This window comes from Bacillus sp. MYb209 (genome assembly GCF_002975175.1).
Lineage (GTDB): Bacteria > Bacillota > Bacilli > Bacillales > Bacillaceae_G > Bacillus_A.
Genome location: NZ_PCNZ01000020.1, coordinates 12,354 through 26,590, shown reverse-complemented (window position 1 = coordinate 26,590; position 14,237 = coordinate 12,354). Strand labels below are relative to the sequence as shown.

The following is a 14,237-nucleotide window of genomic DNA, read 5'->3' as shown; positions in this document are numbered from 1 at the left end:
TCCGGCAATTAATAGTGCCGCTTTGAAAAAATGTTCTTCTATTTTAAGCATAAGATTGGAGAGAAAAAGGGTGAAAACATATATCATTCGTAGGCTGTTACAAATGATTCCTACATTGTTGGGTGCGTCAGTTATTATCTTTTTTTTGTTCGCGCTTCTTCCAGGTGACTATATTGATTCAAATCCAAAGATTACACCACAAAGAGCTGCGGAGCTTAGAGAGCTATATGGTTTAAATAAACCAATTGTTGAGCGATATTTCCACTGGCTAGGTAATGCATTGCAGGGGGATTTTGGTTTTTCTCTTCAATATCAAGAACCTGTAACATCATTGTTAAATAAATTCATATGGAATTCATTTATTGTTGCGGTTATTGCATTGTTTTTTATTTGGCTAATTGCACTTATTATCGGTGTATTTTCAGCGACAAAGCAACATTCCTTATTCGATAAGCTTGTAACAATTGGTGTTTTTGCAGCGATGTCATTTCCTTCATTCTTTATCGGTTTGTTTTTAATTAAAGTGTTCGCGGTTGATTTAAAGTTATTACCGATAGGCGGGATGATTGATGTTGGTAGTAATTCGACTGGACTTGCTTACGTAATAGAAGTTTCAAAGCATATGGTTTTACCGGTGTTTATTTTAACTCTCCTTGGAGTAGGCTCATTAACTCGCTATTTTAGAACGAGTATGTTAGAAGTTATACGGCAAGATTATATTCGAACGGCTAGAGCAAAAGGTTTAAAGGAGAAGACTGTTATTTATAAACATGCATTAAAAAATGCAATTTTACCGGCTATTACATTGCTTGCATTTGAGTTACCAGGATTGTTTTCAGGGGCAATTATTATTGAACAAATTTTCAACTGGCCAGGTATCGGCAATATTCAATTAGAAGCGCTTAATTTCCGTGATTATACAGTATTAATGGCATTTACGATGTTTCTTTCTTGTTTAACAATTTTTTCAAACTTTTTAGCGGATGTTGTATATGCAGTTGTTGATCCACGTATTCGGTTGAAGTAAGGGGGGAAAGAGATGGAAACTGTTACAGCAATTACAGAGAAAAAAGCAAAAAAGAAAAGACGGAATGAATCATCACCGTGGAGGCAAGCTTTTAAAAGGATAAAGAAAAATAAGATGGCACTTATAGGGTTTTATGCATTAGTTTTTATGTTTTTATTTTGTTTTATCGGTCCATTCTTTTCACCGTATGCATCCGGAAAAATACAAGTTGCGCTAATTAACAAACCACCTAGTTTTTCTCATTGGCTTGGTACAGATCAATTAGGAAGGGATATTTTAACAAGGCTTATGCAAGCGGGGCGGATTTCATTAACAATTGGCTTAGCTTCAATGGTTTTATCAGTTATACTAGGAGCTTTATTAGGAGCTATTGCAGGTTTTTACCGTGGTATCGTCGACAATATTATAATGCGCCTTGCCGATATTTTAATGTCGATGCCAGGATTACCGTTACTTATTATAATGGGTGCTATTTTATCAGAATGGAAAGTACCATCTGATTATCGTCTTTATGTCATTATGATTATTTTAAGTTTAGTAGGATGGCCAGGACTTGCCCGTCTCGTACGGGGGCAAATTTTATCGCTTCGAGAACAATCGTTTATGCAGGCTGCTGATGTGTTAGGAATAAAAGATTACCGCAAAATTGTATATCATTTAATCCCAAATGTTTTACCAATATTAATTGTTGTATCAACATTAGGTGTTGCGGGTTCTATATTAGGAGAGTCTGCACTAAGCTATCTAGGTCTTGGTGTCGTTCCACCTACACCATCGTGGGGAAATATGATTAGTGCAGCAAATTCATTAATCGATTTCCAAAAGCGTCCGTGGTTATGGATCCCGCCCGGTTTTGCAATCTTTATAACAGTTGTATCAATTAATTTACTGGGCGATGCACTTCGTGATGCATTAGATCCAAAGATGAAGCGGTAGGTGAGGAAGCATGAGTAAAGCAGTAGTAGAGCTAAAGGATTTACAAACACACTTTCAGACGGAAGAAGGTACAGTAAAGGCTGTCAATCATGTTAGCTTTTCAGTTCGGGAAGGTGAAACAGTTTGTGTAGTAGGCGAATCAGGTTGCGGGAAAAGTGTAACGGCCTTATCTATTATGGGACTTATTGCTGAATCTGGCGGTATCGTTGGTGGCGATATTCTTTATGAAGGAAAAAGCCTTTTAGGAATGAAAGAGAAAGAACTTCGTAGTTTAAGAGGAAATGATATCGCGATGATTTTCCAGGAACCGATGACATCGCTTAATCCAGTCTTCACTGTTGGAGAGCAAATTGTTGAGCCGTTAAGAGAGCATGAACTACTTAGCAAAAACGAAGCATACAAAAAAGCAATTGAATTAATTCGTAAAGTCGGTATTGCTCGTGCTGATGAAATTGTCCATTCTTATCCGCACGAACTAAGCGGTGGCATGTTACAACGTATTATGATTGCTGTTGCACTTAGTTGTAATCCAAAGTTATTAATTGCAGATGAACCGACAACAGCTCTGGATGTTACGATTCAAGCGCAAATATTAGACTTATTAAGACAAGTAAAAGAGGAATTTAAAACGTCTATCTTATTAATTACACATGATCTAGGTGTTGTAGCGGAAATGGCCGATTACGTTGTTGTTATGTATGGTGGTAAAGTCATTGAAGAAGCTCCAGTAGTAGAGCTATTTCAAAATCCTAAACATCCATATACGAAAGGGTTGCTAAAATCAAAACCAGTAATGGGGAAACGAACAGATAAACTTTATTCTATTCCAGGGCAAGTTCCGAATTTAGTTGGCTTAGATGAGTTTTGTTACTTTAGCGGTCGTTGTGAGCATTGCATGGAAATATGCAAAAATGAAGCGCCAAATTTTAATGTGCATGATGAGGATCATAAAGTAGCTTGTTGGTTATATGAGGAGCGTGCTGGGCAATGAGTGAACCATTATTAGAAGTGACGAACTTAAAAACGTATTTTCCGATTAAGGGCGGCGTATTTAGTAGAACGATTGGACATGTGAAAGCGGTAGATGGGGTAAGCTTTACAATTGATAAAGGAGAAGTGTTTGGCCTTGTAGGAGAGTCTGGAAGTGGGAAAACGACGATAGGGAAAACAATTCTCCGTCTCGTTCAAAAAACAGAAGGTGAAGTGAAATTTAAAGGTCAAGATGTTCATGCTTTATCAAAAGAGGAGCTGAGAAAGCATCGTCCTAATATGCAGCTCGTCTTTCAAGATCCATTTAGCTCATTAAATCCAAGAATGAGAATTGGAGAAGCACTTGGGGAACCGATGTTGGCTCACGGACTAGCAACGAAAGAAAATGTCCGCGAAAAAGTGATAGAGGTACTGGAGTTATGTGGTTTAGCTCCGTATCATATTGACCGGTACCCTCATGAGTTTTCCGGAGGGCAACGTCAGCGTATCGTTATTGCAAGAGCAATGGTATTAGATCCAGAATTTATTGTGGCTGATGAGCCTGTTGCGGCATTAGATGTATCTATTCAAGCGCAAATCATTAATTTATTTAGTGAATTACAGGAGAAAAAGGGATTATCCTATTTATTTATTTCACATGATTTAAGTGTTGTGGAGCATTTATGTACGAAAATTGGAATTATGTATTTAGGAACTATTGTGGAAACAGCACCACGTGATGAGTTATTTGCGAATCCACTTCATCCATATACAAAAGCATTATTATCAGCAGTGCCAATACCGGATCCAACGGTTAAGCGAGAACGGATTATTTTAGAAGGGGATATTCCAAGTCCGGCAAATCCGCCGTCAGGTTGCCGGTTTCATACACGCTGCCCCTTTGCTACAGATATTTGTAAAACGAATGTACCAGAATTCCGTAATGTGGGTGAAGATCATTTTGTTGCTTGTCACCATGTGTAAAAAAAAGGACTCTTTCAAAAAGTGAAAGAGTCCTTTTTTTTATTTACTAGATGAAGGTTGTTTCAATACAAATTGCTCGATTGCATGAGCAACACCATGTTCATTGTTTGTTAATGTTACAACGTCACATAGTTTTTTTACATCTTCTTCGGCATTTCCCATTGCAACTGATAAGCCAGCAACTTGTAACATTGGCACGTCATTAAAGTTATCGCCGATTGCAACAGTATCTTCAATTGGTATATTGAAATAAGCTGCCATTTCTTGCAAACCATTGCCTTTATGGCCATGCTTATCCATAATTTCTACATTAGTAGGAGCTGATGCCGTAACTGAAATGTCCGTATCTTCTTGTAAAGTTTGTAATAGCTGTGAACGATGAGCAGCATCAAATGTTAAAATGAAGAATTTAGATATTTCTAATTCTGGATTATTTACGACATCTTCGATTTTTTGGAAATCAGTAATTAAGTTAGATTTCTTTTGTTTTTCTGTAATTCTTTCAAGTTCCTCAAGTGTAACATCTAGTGTATGTTTGTTTTCTTCGAATGCCTGCATGACTTGACCTTGCCATGTATAAGGAGAATAAACCCCTTTATTTGTGTACAACTTATATGGGAAACCTTCAGATTCTAGTAATTTTGCAAGCTTGTATACCTTATCATTTTGTAAACAACGCGAGTTAATTACTTTTCCGTCCACATAAACAATTGCCCCATTGCTTGCTCCAACTGGAAGAGATAGTTGATATTCTTCCAATAATTTCAAAGCATCCTCTTTTGCACGGCCAGAACAAATCATTACAATATGACCAGCTTCTTTTGCGGTTTGGATAGCTTGTAAGTTTTCTTTGGAGATTTCAAGATTAGATGATAGTAGTGTACCATCCATATCTAGTGCGATTAATTTCAAAATGACCACCTCTTTGTTTCCATTATACATAGTTATATAGAGGAAACATATAAACTTATCTTGGAAAGATAGTATTTTATCCCGCATTAATTGCCAGTAAAAGCTCGATTGGTGGGGGGAATAATCATAGGGAATGGAACCCTCACTGATTAAAGTTCCACTTTGTTTTGTAACAAAATAGAGATGAATAATATTACATTTCGCTTTATGACCGTAATATTACACTATTGTTACAAACATGATTGTAGTAGAAAATGCATTAAAACAAGGTTTTTGAGTGTTTATTTAAAAAAACGTAAAAAAAGTGTAATAAAATTTACGTAATTATATTGCAACGTAATAATAGTTATGTTACATTAATGTTACAAACGTTACGTAATTAATTTCAATGTAACGTTAACGTGAAAACTATGAAATAATCATTTCTTGGAAATTACATATAGATAACTTATAAAAAAGGAGAATGAATGATATGAACAATGAGCAAGTATTAAACGTAACAAAAGGTGACTTCTTAGGATCAGCAAGCGGAGCAGTAGTATTAACAGCATTAATCGTATTTCTTTCAAGCGTATTAGTATAATAGAAGTTTTGTAACAAAAATAAGAGAAGGGAGAATGAAAATTATGAACAACGAGCAAGTATTAAACGTAACAAAAGGTGACTTCTTAGGATCAGCAAGCGGAGCAGTAGTATTAACAGCATTAATCGTATTTCTTTCAAGCGTATTAGTATAATAGAAGTTTTGTAACAAAAATAAGAGAAGGGAGAATGAAAATTATGAACAACGAGCAAGTATTAAACGTAACAAAAGGTGACTTCTTAGGATCAGCAAGCGGAGCAGTAGTATTAACAGCATTAATCGTATTTCTTTCAAGCGTATTAGTATAATAGAAGTTTTGTAACAAAAATAAGAGAAGGGAGAATGAAAATTATGAACAACGAGCAAGTATTAAATGTAACAAAAGGTGACTTCTTAGGATCAGCAAGCGGAGCAGTAGTATTAACAGCATTAATCGTATTTCTTTCAAGCGTATTAGTATAATAGAAGTTTTGTAACAAAAATAAGAGAAGGGAGAATGAAAATTATGAACAACGAGCAAGTATTAAATGTAACAAAAGGTGACTTCTTAGGATCAGCAAGCGGAGCAGTAGTATTAACAGCATTAATCGTATTTCTTTCAAGTGTATTAGTATAATAAAAGTTTTGTAACAAAAACAAGAGAAGGGAGAATGAGGAATATGAACAAGGAACAAGTATTACAAGTAACAAAAATGGATATTTTAGGATCAGCAAGTGGAGCTGCAGTATTGACAGCGTTTATTATATTCCTTACAAATGTATTAGTATGATGAATATTGATAACAATAAGTTTTTATACACCGTACGTACCATTATTCTAAAAAAATAAAGACTCTAGCATATTAGTAAATAGTTAATATGTTGGAGTCTTTTTTGTTTTCCTCTCATATATCCCCTCAAGTATTAATGTTATCCTCTTATCTCGCAAAAGCCCGCTGATTAAAGTTTCACTGTATTTTAAAGAGAAAAAGGTCGAATTTTATATGTAAGAAAAAAAGAGGAATTTGACAGAAAAGATAGAAAACTTTAAAGGTCAGAATTTGTTAGCTTGCTAACTAATTTCTATTAATGAACATTGGAAGCGCTTTCGATTAGGTTTAATTATGGACCATTTAATCTATTTACAGGGGGATGAAGATGTTATGAAACAAAAATCTATGGATACGCTAGCTGCACAAATGGAGGACTTTTTTCCAGTACGTGATGTAGATCATTTGGAATTTTACGTAGGAAATGCAAAGCAATCAAGTTATTACCTTGCGAGAGCATTTGGATTCAAAATTGTTGCTTACTCTGGATTAGAAACTGGAAACCGTGAAAAGGTATCTTATGTTCTTGTGCAAAAAAATATGCGTTTTGTTGTGTCCGGAGCTTTAAGTAGCGATAATCGCATCGCGGAGTTTGTAAAGACTCATGGTGATGGCGTGAAAGATGTAGCATTACTTGTTGACGATGTTGATAAAGCATATTCGGAAGCAGTAAAACGTGGTGCCGTCGCAATTGCTCCTCCTGAAGAGTTAACAGATGAGGACGGTACATTGAAAAAAGCAGTTATTGGTACGTATGGTGATACAATTCACACGCTTGTAGAGCGTAAAAATTATAAAGGAACATTCATGCCAGGATTTCAAAAGATAGAGTTCAATATTCCATTTGAAGAATCCGGTTTAATTGCTGTAGATCATGTCGTTGGTAACGTTGAGAAAATGGAAGAATGGGTTAGTTATTATGAGAACGTCATGGGATTTAAACAAATGATTCACTTTGATGATGACGATATTAGCACAGAGTATTCGGCATTAATGTCAAAAGTTATGACGAATGGAAGCCGTATTAAGTTTCCAATTAATGAACCAGCAGATGGAAAAAGAAAGTCACAAATTCAAGAATATCTAGAGTTCTATAACGGAGCAGGTGTACAGCATCTCGCTTTATTAACAAGTGACATTGTAAAAACAATTGAAGTGCTTCGTGCGAATGGTGTTGAGTTTTTAGATACGCCAGATACGTATTACGATGAGTTAACTGCACGGGTGGGGAAAATTGATGAAGAAATTGATAAATTAAAAGAATTGAAGATTCTAGTAGACCGTGACGAAGAAGGTTATTTATTGCAAATTTTTACGAAACCAATTGTAGATCGTCCAACTCTATTTATTGAAATCATCCAACGTAAAGGTTCTCGTGGATTTGGCGAAGGGAACTTTAAAGCGTTATTCGAATCAATTGAAAGAGAACAAGAGCGTCGCGGAAATTTATAAAATTTGTATCCACCAGCAAGAGTTCCTTTGTTGGTGGAAATTTCATTTTCATAGGGAGGAATCATGATGAAATTTGTTACATTTCGTCTCCCATCGAAAGAAATGCGAGCTGGATGGCTTGAAGGTGACAAAGTAATCGATATGAATCTTGCGAGTGATGGACAATTACCTTCTTCTATGTTCGCCTTTTTAGAGAAAGCAGATGAGTATGTAGAAGTATTGCGTAATATTAGGAATCCTGAAAAGGGTATATATTCCTTAGAGGAAGTTCAATTAGCAGCGGCAATTCCTAATCCGAGTAGCATTCGAGATTTTTATGCATTTGAACAGCATGTAAAAACAGCCCGCGGGAGAAGAGGGCTAGATGTTGTACCTGAATGGTATGATATCCCGGTTTTTTATTTTACTAACCACCGTGCTGTTATTGGACCAGATGATTTTGTTATTGGTCCGAAGAAGTCTAAAAAAATTGATTATGAGTTAGAGATTGCTTGCGTAATTGGGAAAGAAGGACGAAACATTCCTCGTGAGCAAGCGGAAGAATATATTTTTGGGTACTGCATTATGAACGACTGGAGTGCAAGGGACTTACAAGCAACAGAAATGAAAGTAGGGCTTGGCCCAGCGAAAGGGAAAGACTTTGCAACTTCATTAGGAGCGTATCTCGTTACGAAAGAGGAATTAGACGTTTATCGTAATGGTGATCGTTATGATTTAGAGATGACTACTCATGTAAATGGGCAACTGTTATCAAAAGGAAATTTCCAAGATATTTATTATACATTCGCTGAAATGATTGAACGTGCTTCGGAAGACGTTACGTTATATCCAGGAGATGTGATTGGTTCTGGGACAGTAGGAACAGGATGTATTTTAGAACTTGGTACAGAAGAGTGGCTACAAGATGGAGATGTTGTAGAGCTGTCGATTACTGGTTTAGGTACGTTACGTAATACAATCAAAAAAGAAATGGAAGCAGGTGATGGGCATGTTTTATCGTCACATGGGGGAGCTACCTCATAAACGACATGTACAATTTCGTAAAAAAGATGGATCGCTTTATCGTGAGCAGGTAATGGGGACAAAAGGTTTCTCTGGTACCCAATCTATTTTGTATCATCATTATATGCCAACAGAAGTAGGGCATGCGGCATTATCGCATTCTTGTCAGTTACAGTATGAAGAGGATGCCTTTCTTGCTCATCGCCACTTCCGTACGAAAGAAAATAAAAAAACTGGTGATGCAGTAAGCGGAAGAAATTTTATGCTTGGGAATGAGGATTTATTAATTGGAGTAGTGAGTCCAACAGAAAAAATGGATTATTTTTACCGTAATGGTGATGGCGATGAAATGTTATTTGTTCATTATGGAACAGGAAAAATTGAAACGATGTTTGGAACGATTCACTATAGAAAAGGTGATTATGTAACAATTCCAATTGGAACGATTTATCGTGTTATTCCAGATGAGGGAGAGACTAAGTTTCTTGTTGTAGAGGCAAATAGCCAAATTACAACACCAAGTCGCTATCGCAATGAATATGGGCAATTGTTAGAACATAGTCCGTTTTGTGAAAGAGATATGCGTGGACCGGAGAAATTGGAGACATATGATGAAAAAGGTGAGTTTGTCGTAATGACAAAGTCGAGAGGTTATATGCATAAGCATGTTTTAGGGCACCATCCGCTAGATGTTGTTGGGTGGGATGGTTATTTATATCCGTGGGTCTTTAATGTGGAGGATTTTGAACCAATTACAGGTCGTATTCATCAGCCACCACCAGTACATCAAACATTCGAAGGGCATAATTTCGTCATTTGCTCTTTCGTACCGCGTTTATACGATTATCATCCAGAATCTATTCCGGCACCATATTATCATAGTAATGTGAATAGTGATGAAGTACTGTACTATGTAGAAGGTAACTTTATGAGCCGAAAAGGTGTAGAAGAAGGTTCTATTACGCTTCATCCAAGCGGCATTCCTCATGGGCCGCATCCTGGAAAAACAGAAGCGAGTATAGGGAAGAAAGAGACACTTGAACTGGCTGTTATGATAGATACATTCCGTCCGCTTCGTATTGTAAAACAAGCACATGAGACGGAAGATGAAAAGTACATGTATAGCTGGATTGAAGAGGATTCATATACTGTGAAATAAGTAAAAAGAGGCATGCTCAATAAAGGAGCATGCCTCTTTTGTGGAATCGACATGTATAATAATACCAAAAACAGTTATGAAAAGATATATAGATATGATTGTGTGAATCTTTTTATAGAAAGAATGATAAGGGTATAGCGCGTATCTTAATAGTTTTCTGTTTATTTCGACAAAAGTATTGACTAAAAAACATACCGTGGGTAAAATGAAAAAAGTAAATTAAATTTTCAGAAAACTAAAATCATGGAGGAGCACAGTATGAAGCAAATTTTTCAAAAGAAGCCGATTTCAACGTTACTGCAAGAAAGTAAACAAAAGACATTATCGAGAACGTTAGGGGCACTTGATTTAACAATGCTTGGAATCGGAGCAATTGTTGGAACTGGTATTTTTGTTCTTACTGGCGTTGTAGCAGCGAAACATTCTGGACCAGCTATTATATTATCATTTGCTATAGCTGCATTAGCTTGTGCCTTTGCTGCATTTTGTTACGCTGAATTTGCTTCTTCAGTTCCTGTCTCAGGGAGTGTGTACACGTACACGTATGCGACGATGGGAGAAGTATTTGCATTCTTAATTGGATGGGATTTAATGCTCGAGTATTTATTAGCTACATCTGCTGTAGCCAATGGATGGTCAGCGTATTTTCAATCGTTATTAAAGGGATTTGGGATTCATATCCCGACCATTCTCTCCTCGGCCCCTGGTACAGGAAAGGGTGGAATAATTGATCTACCTGCAGTTCTAATTATTCTAGTTATGACAGCTCTTTTATCTAGAGGTGTTCGTGAAAGTGCACGAATAAATAATATCATGGTATTTATTAAAATAGCGGTTGTTCTTATCTTTATCTTTGCTGGTTTTAATTATGTGAAACCTGAAAATTGGGCGCCTTTTATGCCATTTGGTTTAGATGGTGTAATGGCTGGAGCTGCTACAGTATTCTTCGCATTCATAGGATTTGATGCAGTTTCAACAGCTGCAGAAGAAGTGAAACGTCCGCAACGTGATTTACCAATCGGCATTATCGCATCGTTATTAATTTGTACTATTCTTTATATCGTTGTTTCACTTATTTTGACAGGAATTGTTCCATACGGACAGCTAAATATATCAGATCCAGTTGCCTTTGCACTTCAATTTATTGGACAAGATAGTTTAGCGGGAGTAATTTCGGTAGGAGCAATTACAGGGATTACAACTGTAATGCTAGTTATGATGTATGGGCAAGTTCGTGTTTCGTATGCGATGAGCCGAGATGGGCTGTTGCCGAAGCGTCTTGCTAAAGTTCATCCGAAATTTAAAACACCATTTTTAAATACATGGACAACGGGGATTATTGCAGCACTTATTTCAGGATTAATTGATTTAAATGTTTTAGCACACCTTGTAAATATGGGGACATTGTCAGCCTTTGCACTTGTAGCAGTTGCGGTTATTGTCCTGAGAAGAACTCATCCTGACTTACCAAGGGCATTTAAGGCGCCTCTTGTACCATTTTTACCAGCGTTAACGGTAATTTTTTGTTTATACTTAATGCTTCAGTTATCCGGAACAGCGTGGATTAGTTTTGGGGTATGGATGGTTATTGGTATAGCAGTTTACTTTTTATATAGCCGAAAACATAGTGCTTTAAGTAATAGTAAAAAAGAAGAAGATGTAGCAAATTTATAAGTGGAAAAATCCATTCTAATTCTGTTAGAATGGATTTTTTATTTTGAAAATTTACATTTTTCTGAATATGTTATAAGATAATTGTTGGCGAACTAAAGGGGTGAAAATGTGAAAAATACATGGCGTGAGCTAAGAGAGATGGATCGTAACGTATGGATTCGATTTATCGGTGAGACTTTGAACGGAATTGCGATGATGATGTTAATGCCTTTTTTTGCACTATATTTAAAAGATAAGGTAGATTCTTTATTACAAGTTGGGATTATTATGGCGCTTTCTCCAATTGCTGCAAGCTTTGGCTCGCTTATAGGCGGAAGAATAGCTGATATATATGGAAGAAAGCCAATTATGGTATTTTCAATGGCTAGTAATGCATTATTAATGCTCGGTTTTTTATTTATCGAAGGATTTATTCCATACGCTATTTTATCTATTTTTTTAGGGTTGAGTAATTCGCTATTTCATCCAGCTGCATCAGCGATGGTTGCGGATGTAACGGTGCCAGAAAAAAGAACAGAAGCATATGGTTTATTACGAATGGGACACAATATTGGTGCTGCAATTGGGCCGATAATGGGGGCATCAGTAGTTGTTTTATCGAAGAACCTCGTGTTTATTATCGCTTCGTCTGCCATGCTGTTTTATGCACTACTTGTGTTAGTACTTATTAAAGAAACAATGCCGAAAATTACGGATATAACGGAAAGAAATAAAGAGAAAGAATCCGGAGCAGTTTGGAAAATTTTAATGCGAGATAAGGCGTTAATGATTTATTTGTTAGCGGGTATTGTTATTTCTATGGGATTTTCTCAAACAGAAGGTATGTTACCTCTTCACTTTGATAACGAAATGAAGAATATTTTTGGAACTAACAATCCATACCCATATTTAATGGCATTAAATGGTCTATTAGTTGTTTTGTTTCAATTTCAAATTTCAAAATGGGCGACAGATAAACCTGTCGGAAAAACGATGTTGTACGGAGCGTGTTTGTTTGGAATTGGTTTGTTTTTTATAGGATGGTTACCGAAGTGGTTTGGAGAATTTGATACAAATGCTACAATCATTTTAATGACGTTAATGTTCGTTTATGCCATATATACGTTAGGCGAGATGATTATGTCGCCTGTACAGATGACATTTGTAGCGAATTTAGCCCCTGAGCATTTGAGAGGAACTTATATGGGAGCGGCAAGTTTGCAGTGGATTACAGGAAGTGCATTCGGTCCACTTCTTGGAGGGTTTTTATTAGATCGATTACTTGGTCATCTCTTATTTACAATTTTAGCTATAGGATGTGTAGTTGCAGGTATTGTATATGTTTCTTTAGATCGTCTCGTTGAACAAAGGCAAAAAGACACACTGACCAAACAATCTTCTTAATAAAATAGATGACATACACAAAAAGGGGATTTCTACATATTTTAGGTACATAACTAGATTAGATTGCAATTTCATTTTAAAATTTAATTTTGTGTAGTATATGAAGAAAAGGAAATAGAAAAAGTGTAGAAAACCAATAAGTGGTATCATTTAATTATTTGTGGAAGTTACATTTTATTTCAAATAGGAACTACCTATTTTTATAAAAAGTGCTAAAATAGAAAAATGAAAACAATTGGTTAGGGTGATTTCAGTGACAAAAATTAAATTAGGTTTATTATACGGTGGAAAATCAGCTGAGCATCAAGTTTCGTTACAAACGGCTCTTGCTGCTATTAAAGCATTAAATCAAGATAAATTCGAGATTCATCCAATTTATATTACAGAGCAAGGCCAATGGATGCGTGGAGAGCGTATTGAAGGCGAAGTAACAAATGTTGAGGCGTTACAAATGAGTGGGGAAGAAAATACTATCTCCCCTGTATCATTAAGTACAGAAATTATCCCAACTGCAAATTCTAAACAAGAAGATGCGATTGATGTTATTTTCCCATTATTACATGGACCGAATGGTGAAGATGGAACAGTACAAGGGTTATTAGAATTACTAAACATTCCATATGTAGGTAACGGTGTATTAGCATCAGCTGCTGGTATGGATAAAGTTGTTATGAAAAATATCTTTGCAGAAGCTGGATTGAAACAAGCGAAATATGCATCTTTCATTCGTAGCGCATGGGAAAAAGATCGTGAAACAGCGTATGAAAAAGTAGAAGAAGTATTAGGATATCCTTGCTTCGTAAAACCAGCAAACCTTGGTTCAAGTGTTGGTATTAATAAGTGTAACGATCGTGAAGAGCTTGAGAATGCATTCGAAGAGGCATTCCAATTTGACCGTAAAATTATTGTAGAAGAAAATATTGTAGGTCGTGAAGTAGAAGTTGGTGTATTAGGTAATGATGAGCCGAAATGTTCTGTTGTAGGTGAAATTGTACCGAAAAAAGATTTTTATGATTACAAATCGAAATACATCGATGGTGATACAGCGTTAATTATTCCAGCTGAAATGACAGAAGAAGAGTCTAATGTAATTAAGCGAGATGCAATTATTGCATTCCAATCATTGGATGGTTCGGGCTTAACACGAGCTGATTTCTTCTTAACGAAAGATGGAGAAGTATATATTAACGAAGTAAACACAATGCCAGGATTCACGCCGTTTAGTATGTTCCCTCTATTATGGCAACATACAGGGTTACCGTATCCGGAATTAATTGAAGAGCTAATTCGCTTAGCGATTGAGCGTCACGAAGAAAAACAAAAAATTAAATATACAATCTAACAAAA

Annotated in this window: 17 protein-coding genes; 16 read left to right on the top strand and 1 reads right to left on the bottom strand. The window is 36.1% G+C overall.

Going from position 1 to position 14,237, the window contains the following annotated elements; genetic code table 11:
- The first annotated feature begins 70 nt into the window (after positions 1-70).
- From CQZ94_RS22470 to CQZ94_RS22455, 4 genes are read left to right on the top strand one after another with little or no spacing between them, the layout of a single operon-like run.
- On the top strand, positions 71-1,027 hold the full coding sequence (locus CQZ94_RS22470; protein WP_105587149.1) for an ABC transporter permease: 957 nt from the start codon (positions 71-73) through the stop codon (positions 1,025-1,027).
- A 12-nt stretch (positions 1,028-1,039) separates the two neighbouring features.
- Positions 1,040-1,963, top strand: coding sequence for an oligopeptide ABC transporter permease (gene opp4C / locus CQZ94_RS22465; protein WP_002063509.1), 924 nt, complete (start codon positions 1,040-1,042; stop codon positions 1,961-1,963).
- Between the two features lie 10 nt (positions 1,964-1,973).
- On the top strand, positions 1,974-2,954 hold the full coding sequence (locus tag CQZ94_RS22460) for an ABC transporter ATP-binding protein (protein ID WP_105587148.1): 981 nt from the start codon (positions 1,974-1,976) through the stop codon (positions 2,952-2,954).
- Complete coding sequence (locus tag CQZ94_RS22455) at positions 2,951-3,916, top strand: ABC transporter ATP-binding protein (protein WP_105587147.1); 966 nt, start codon at positions 2,951-2,953, stop codon at positions 3,914-3,916. The genes CQZ94_RS22460 and CQZ94_RS22455 overlap by 4 nt, the downstream gene beginning before the upstream one ends.
- A gap of 39 nt (positions 3,917-3,955) precedes the next feature.
- Here CQZ94_RS22455 and CQZ94_RS22450 read toward each other — a convergent pair whose 3' ends face one another.
- On the bottom strand, positions 3,956-4,828 hold the full coding sequence (locus tag CQZ94_RS22450; RefSeq protein WP_142395906.1) for a Cof-type HAD-IIB family hydrolase: 873 nt from the start codon (positions 4,826-4,828) through the stop codon (positions 3,956-3,958).
- Between the two features lie 463 nt (positions 4,829-5,291).
- On the opposite strand from CQZ94_RS22450, the gene CQZ94_RS22445 reads away from it, so the two are divergent.
- The 12 genes from CQZ94_RS22445 (at position 5,292) to CQZ94_RS22390 (ending at position 14,232) form a co-directional block, all read left to right on the top strand.
- Positions 5,292-5,411, top strand: coding sequence for a DUF3948 family protein (locus tag CQZ94_RS22445; RefSeq protein ID WP_002009865.1), 120 nt, complete (start codon positions 5,292-5,294; stop codon positions 5,409-5,411).
- A 43-nt stretch (positions 5,412-5,454) separates the two neighbouring features.
- The gene (locus tag CQZ94_RS22440; protein WP_001058532.1) at positions 5,455-5,565 is read left to right on the top strand and encodes a DUF3948 family protein; all 111 of its coding nucleotides are present in this window, start codon (positions 5,455-5,457) and stop codon (positions 5,563-5,565) included.
- A 34-nt stretch (positions 5,566-5,599) separates the two neighbouring features.
- The gene (locus CQZ94_RS22435) at positions 5,600-5,719 is read left to right on the top strand and encodes a DUF3948 family protein (RefSeq protein ID WP_002074222.1); all 120 of its coding nucleotides are present in this window, start codon (positions 5,600-5,602) and stop codon (positions 5,717-5,719) included.
- 34 nt (positions 5,720-5,753) lie between these two features.
- On the top strand, positions 5,754-5,873 hold the full coding sequence (locus tag CQZ94_RS22430; protein WP_002074222.1) for a DUF3948 family protein: 120 nt from the start codon (positions 5,754-5,756) through the stop codon (positions 5,871-5,873).
- Positions 5,874-5,916: 43 nt separating this feature from the next.
- Positions 5,917-6,027: a DUF3948 family protein gene (locus CQZ94_RS22425; protein WP_001058532.1), complete on the top strand. Its 111-nt coding sequence runs from the start codon at positions 5,917-5,919 to the stop codon at positions 6,025-6,027.
- Positions 6,028-6,070: 43 nt separating this feature from the next.
- Positions 6,071-6,181, top strand: a complete 111-nt coding sequence (locus tag CQZ94_RS22420) for a DUF3948 family protein (protein WP_105587145.1) — start codon at positions 6,071-6,073, stop codon at positions 6,179-6,181.
- A 372-nt stretch (positions 6,182-6,553) separates the two neighbouring features.
- Positions 6,554-7,672: a 4-hydroxyphenylpyruvate dioxygenase gene (gene hppD, locus CQZ94_RS22415; protein ID WP_105587144.1), complete on the top strand. Its 1,119-nt coding sequence runs from the start codon at positions 6,554-6,556 to the stop codon at positions 7,670-7,672.
- Between the two features lie 66 nt (positions 7,673-7,738).
- Positions 7,739-8,695 carry a fumarylacetoacetate hydrolase family protein gene (locus CQZ94_RS22410; RefSeq protein WP_105587143.1) on the top strand — a complete coding sequence of 319 codons (957 nt, stop codon included), beginning with the start codon at positions 7,739-7,741 and terminating at the stop codon, positions 8,693-8,695.
- The gene (locus CQZ94_RS22405) at positions 8,661-9,833 is read left to right on the top strand and encodes a homogentisate 1,2-dioxygenase (protein ID WP_105587142.1); all 1,173 of its coding nucleotides are present in this window, start codon (positions 8,661-8,663) and stop codon (positions 9,831-9,833) included. The genes CQZ94_RS22410 and CQZ94_RS22405 overlap by 35 nt, the downstream gene beginning before the upstream one ends.
- Before the next feature lie 258 nt (positions 9,834-10,091).
- Complete coding sequence (gene bcaP, locus CQZ94_RS22400) at positions 10,092-11,507, top strand: branched-chain amino acid transporter BcaP (RefSeq protein ID WP_105587141.1); 1,416 nt, start codon at positions 10,092-10,094, stop codon at positions 11,505-11,507.
- A 108-nt stretch (positions 11,508-11,615) separates the two neighbouring features.
- Positions 11,616-12,890 (top strand): MDR family MFS transporter, encoded by a 1,275-nt coding sequence (locus tag CQZ94_RS22395; RefSeq protein WP_105587140.1) that lies wholly within the window; start codon positions 11,616-11,618, stop codon positions 12,888-12,890.
- A gap of 253 nt (positions 12,891-13,143) precedes the next feature.
- Positions 13,144-14,232, top strand: coding sequence for a D-alanine--D-alanine ligase (locus CQZ94_RS22390; RefSeq protein ID WP_105587139.1), 1,089 nt, complete (start codon positions 13,144-13,146; stop codon positions 14,230-14,232).
- Positions 14,233-14,237: the final 5 nt, after the last annotated feature.

Excerpts from the sequence above, each read along its gene's own strand:
- CQZ94_RS22440 (WP_001058532.1), top strand. The coding sequence starts at position 5,455 with ATGAACAACGAGCAAGTATTAAACGTAACAAAAGGTGACTTCTTAGGA.
- CQZ94_RS22425 (WP_001058532.1), top strand. The coding sequence starts at position 5,917 with ATGAACAACGAGCAAGTATTAAATGTAACAAAAGGTGACTTCTTAGGA.
- CQZ94_RS22410 (WP_105587143.1), top strand. The coding sequence starts at position 7,739 with ATGAAATTTGTTACATTTCGTCTCCCATCGAAAGAAATGCGAGCTGGA.
- CQZ94_RS22405 (WP_105587142.1), top strand. The coding sequence starts at position 8,661 with ATGTTTTATCGTCACATGGGGGAGCTACCTCATAAACGACATGTACAA.
- CQZ94_RS22455 (WP_105587147.1), top strand. The coding sequence starts at position 2,951 with ATGAGTGAACCATTATTAGAAGTGACGAACTTAAAAACGTATTTTCCG.
- CQZ94_RS22460 (WP_105587148.1), top strand. The coding sequence starts at position 1,974 with ATGAGTAAAGCAGTAGTAGAGCTAAAGGATTTACAAACACACTTTCAG.
- CQZ94_RS22430 (WP_002074222.1), top strand. The coding sequence starts at position 5,754 with ATGAAAATTATGAACAACGAGCAAGTATTAAATGTAACAAAAGGTGAC.
- CQZ94_RS22420 (WP_105587145.1), top strand. The coding sequence starts at position 6,071 with ATGAACAAGGAACAAGTATTACAAGTAACAAAAATGGATATTTTAGGA.
- opp4C (WP_002063509.1), top strand. The coding sequence starts at position 1,040 with ATGGAAACTGTTACAGCAATTACAGAGAAAAAAGCAAAAAAGAAAAGA.
- hppD (WP_105587144.1), top strand. The coding sequence starts at position 6,554 with ATGAAACAAAAATCTATGGATACGCTAGCTGCACAAATGGAGGACTTT.
- bcaP (WP_105587141.1), top strand. The coding sequence starts at position 10,092 with ATGAAGCAAATTTTTCAAAAGAAGCCGATTTCAACGTTACTGCAAGAA.
- CQZ94_RS22445 (WP_002009865.1), top strand. The coding sequence starts at position 5,292 with ATGAATGATATGAACAATGAGCAAGTATTAAACGTAACAAAAGGTGAC.
- CQZ94_RS22435 (WP_002074222.1), top strand. The coding sequence starts at position 5,600 with ATGAAAATTATGAACAACGAGCAAGTATTAAACGTAACAAAAGGTGAC.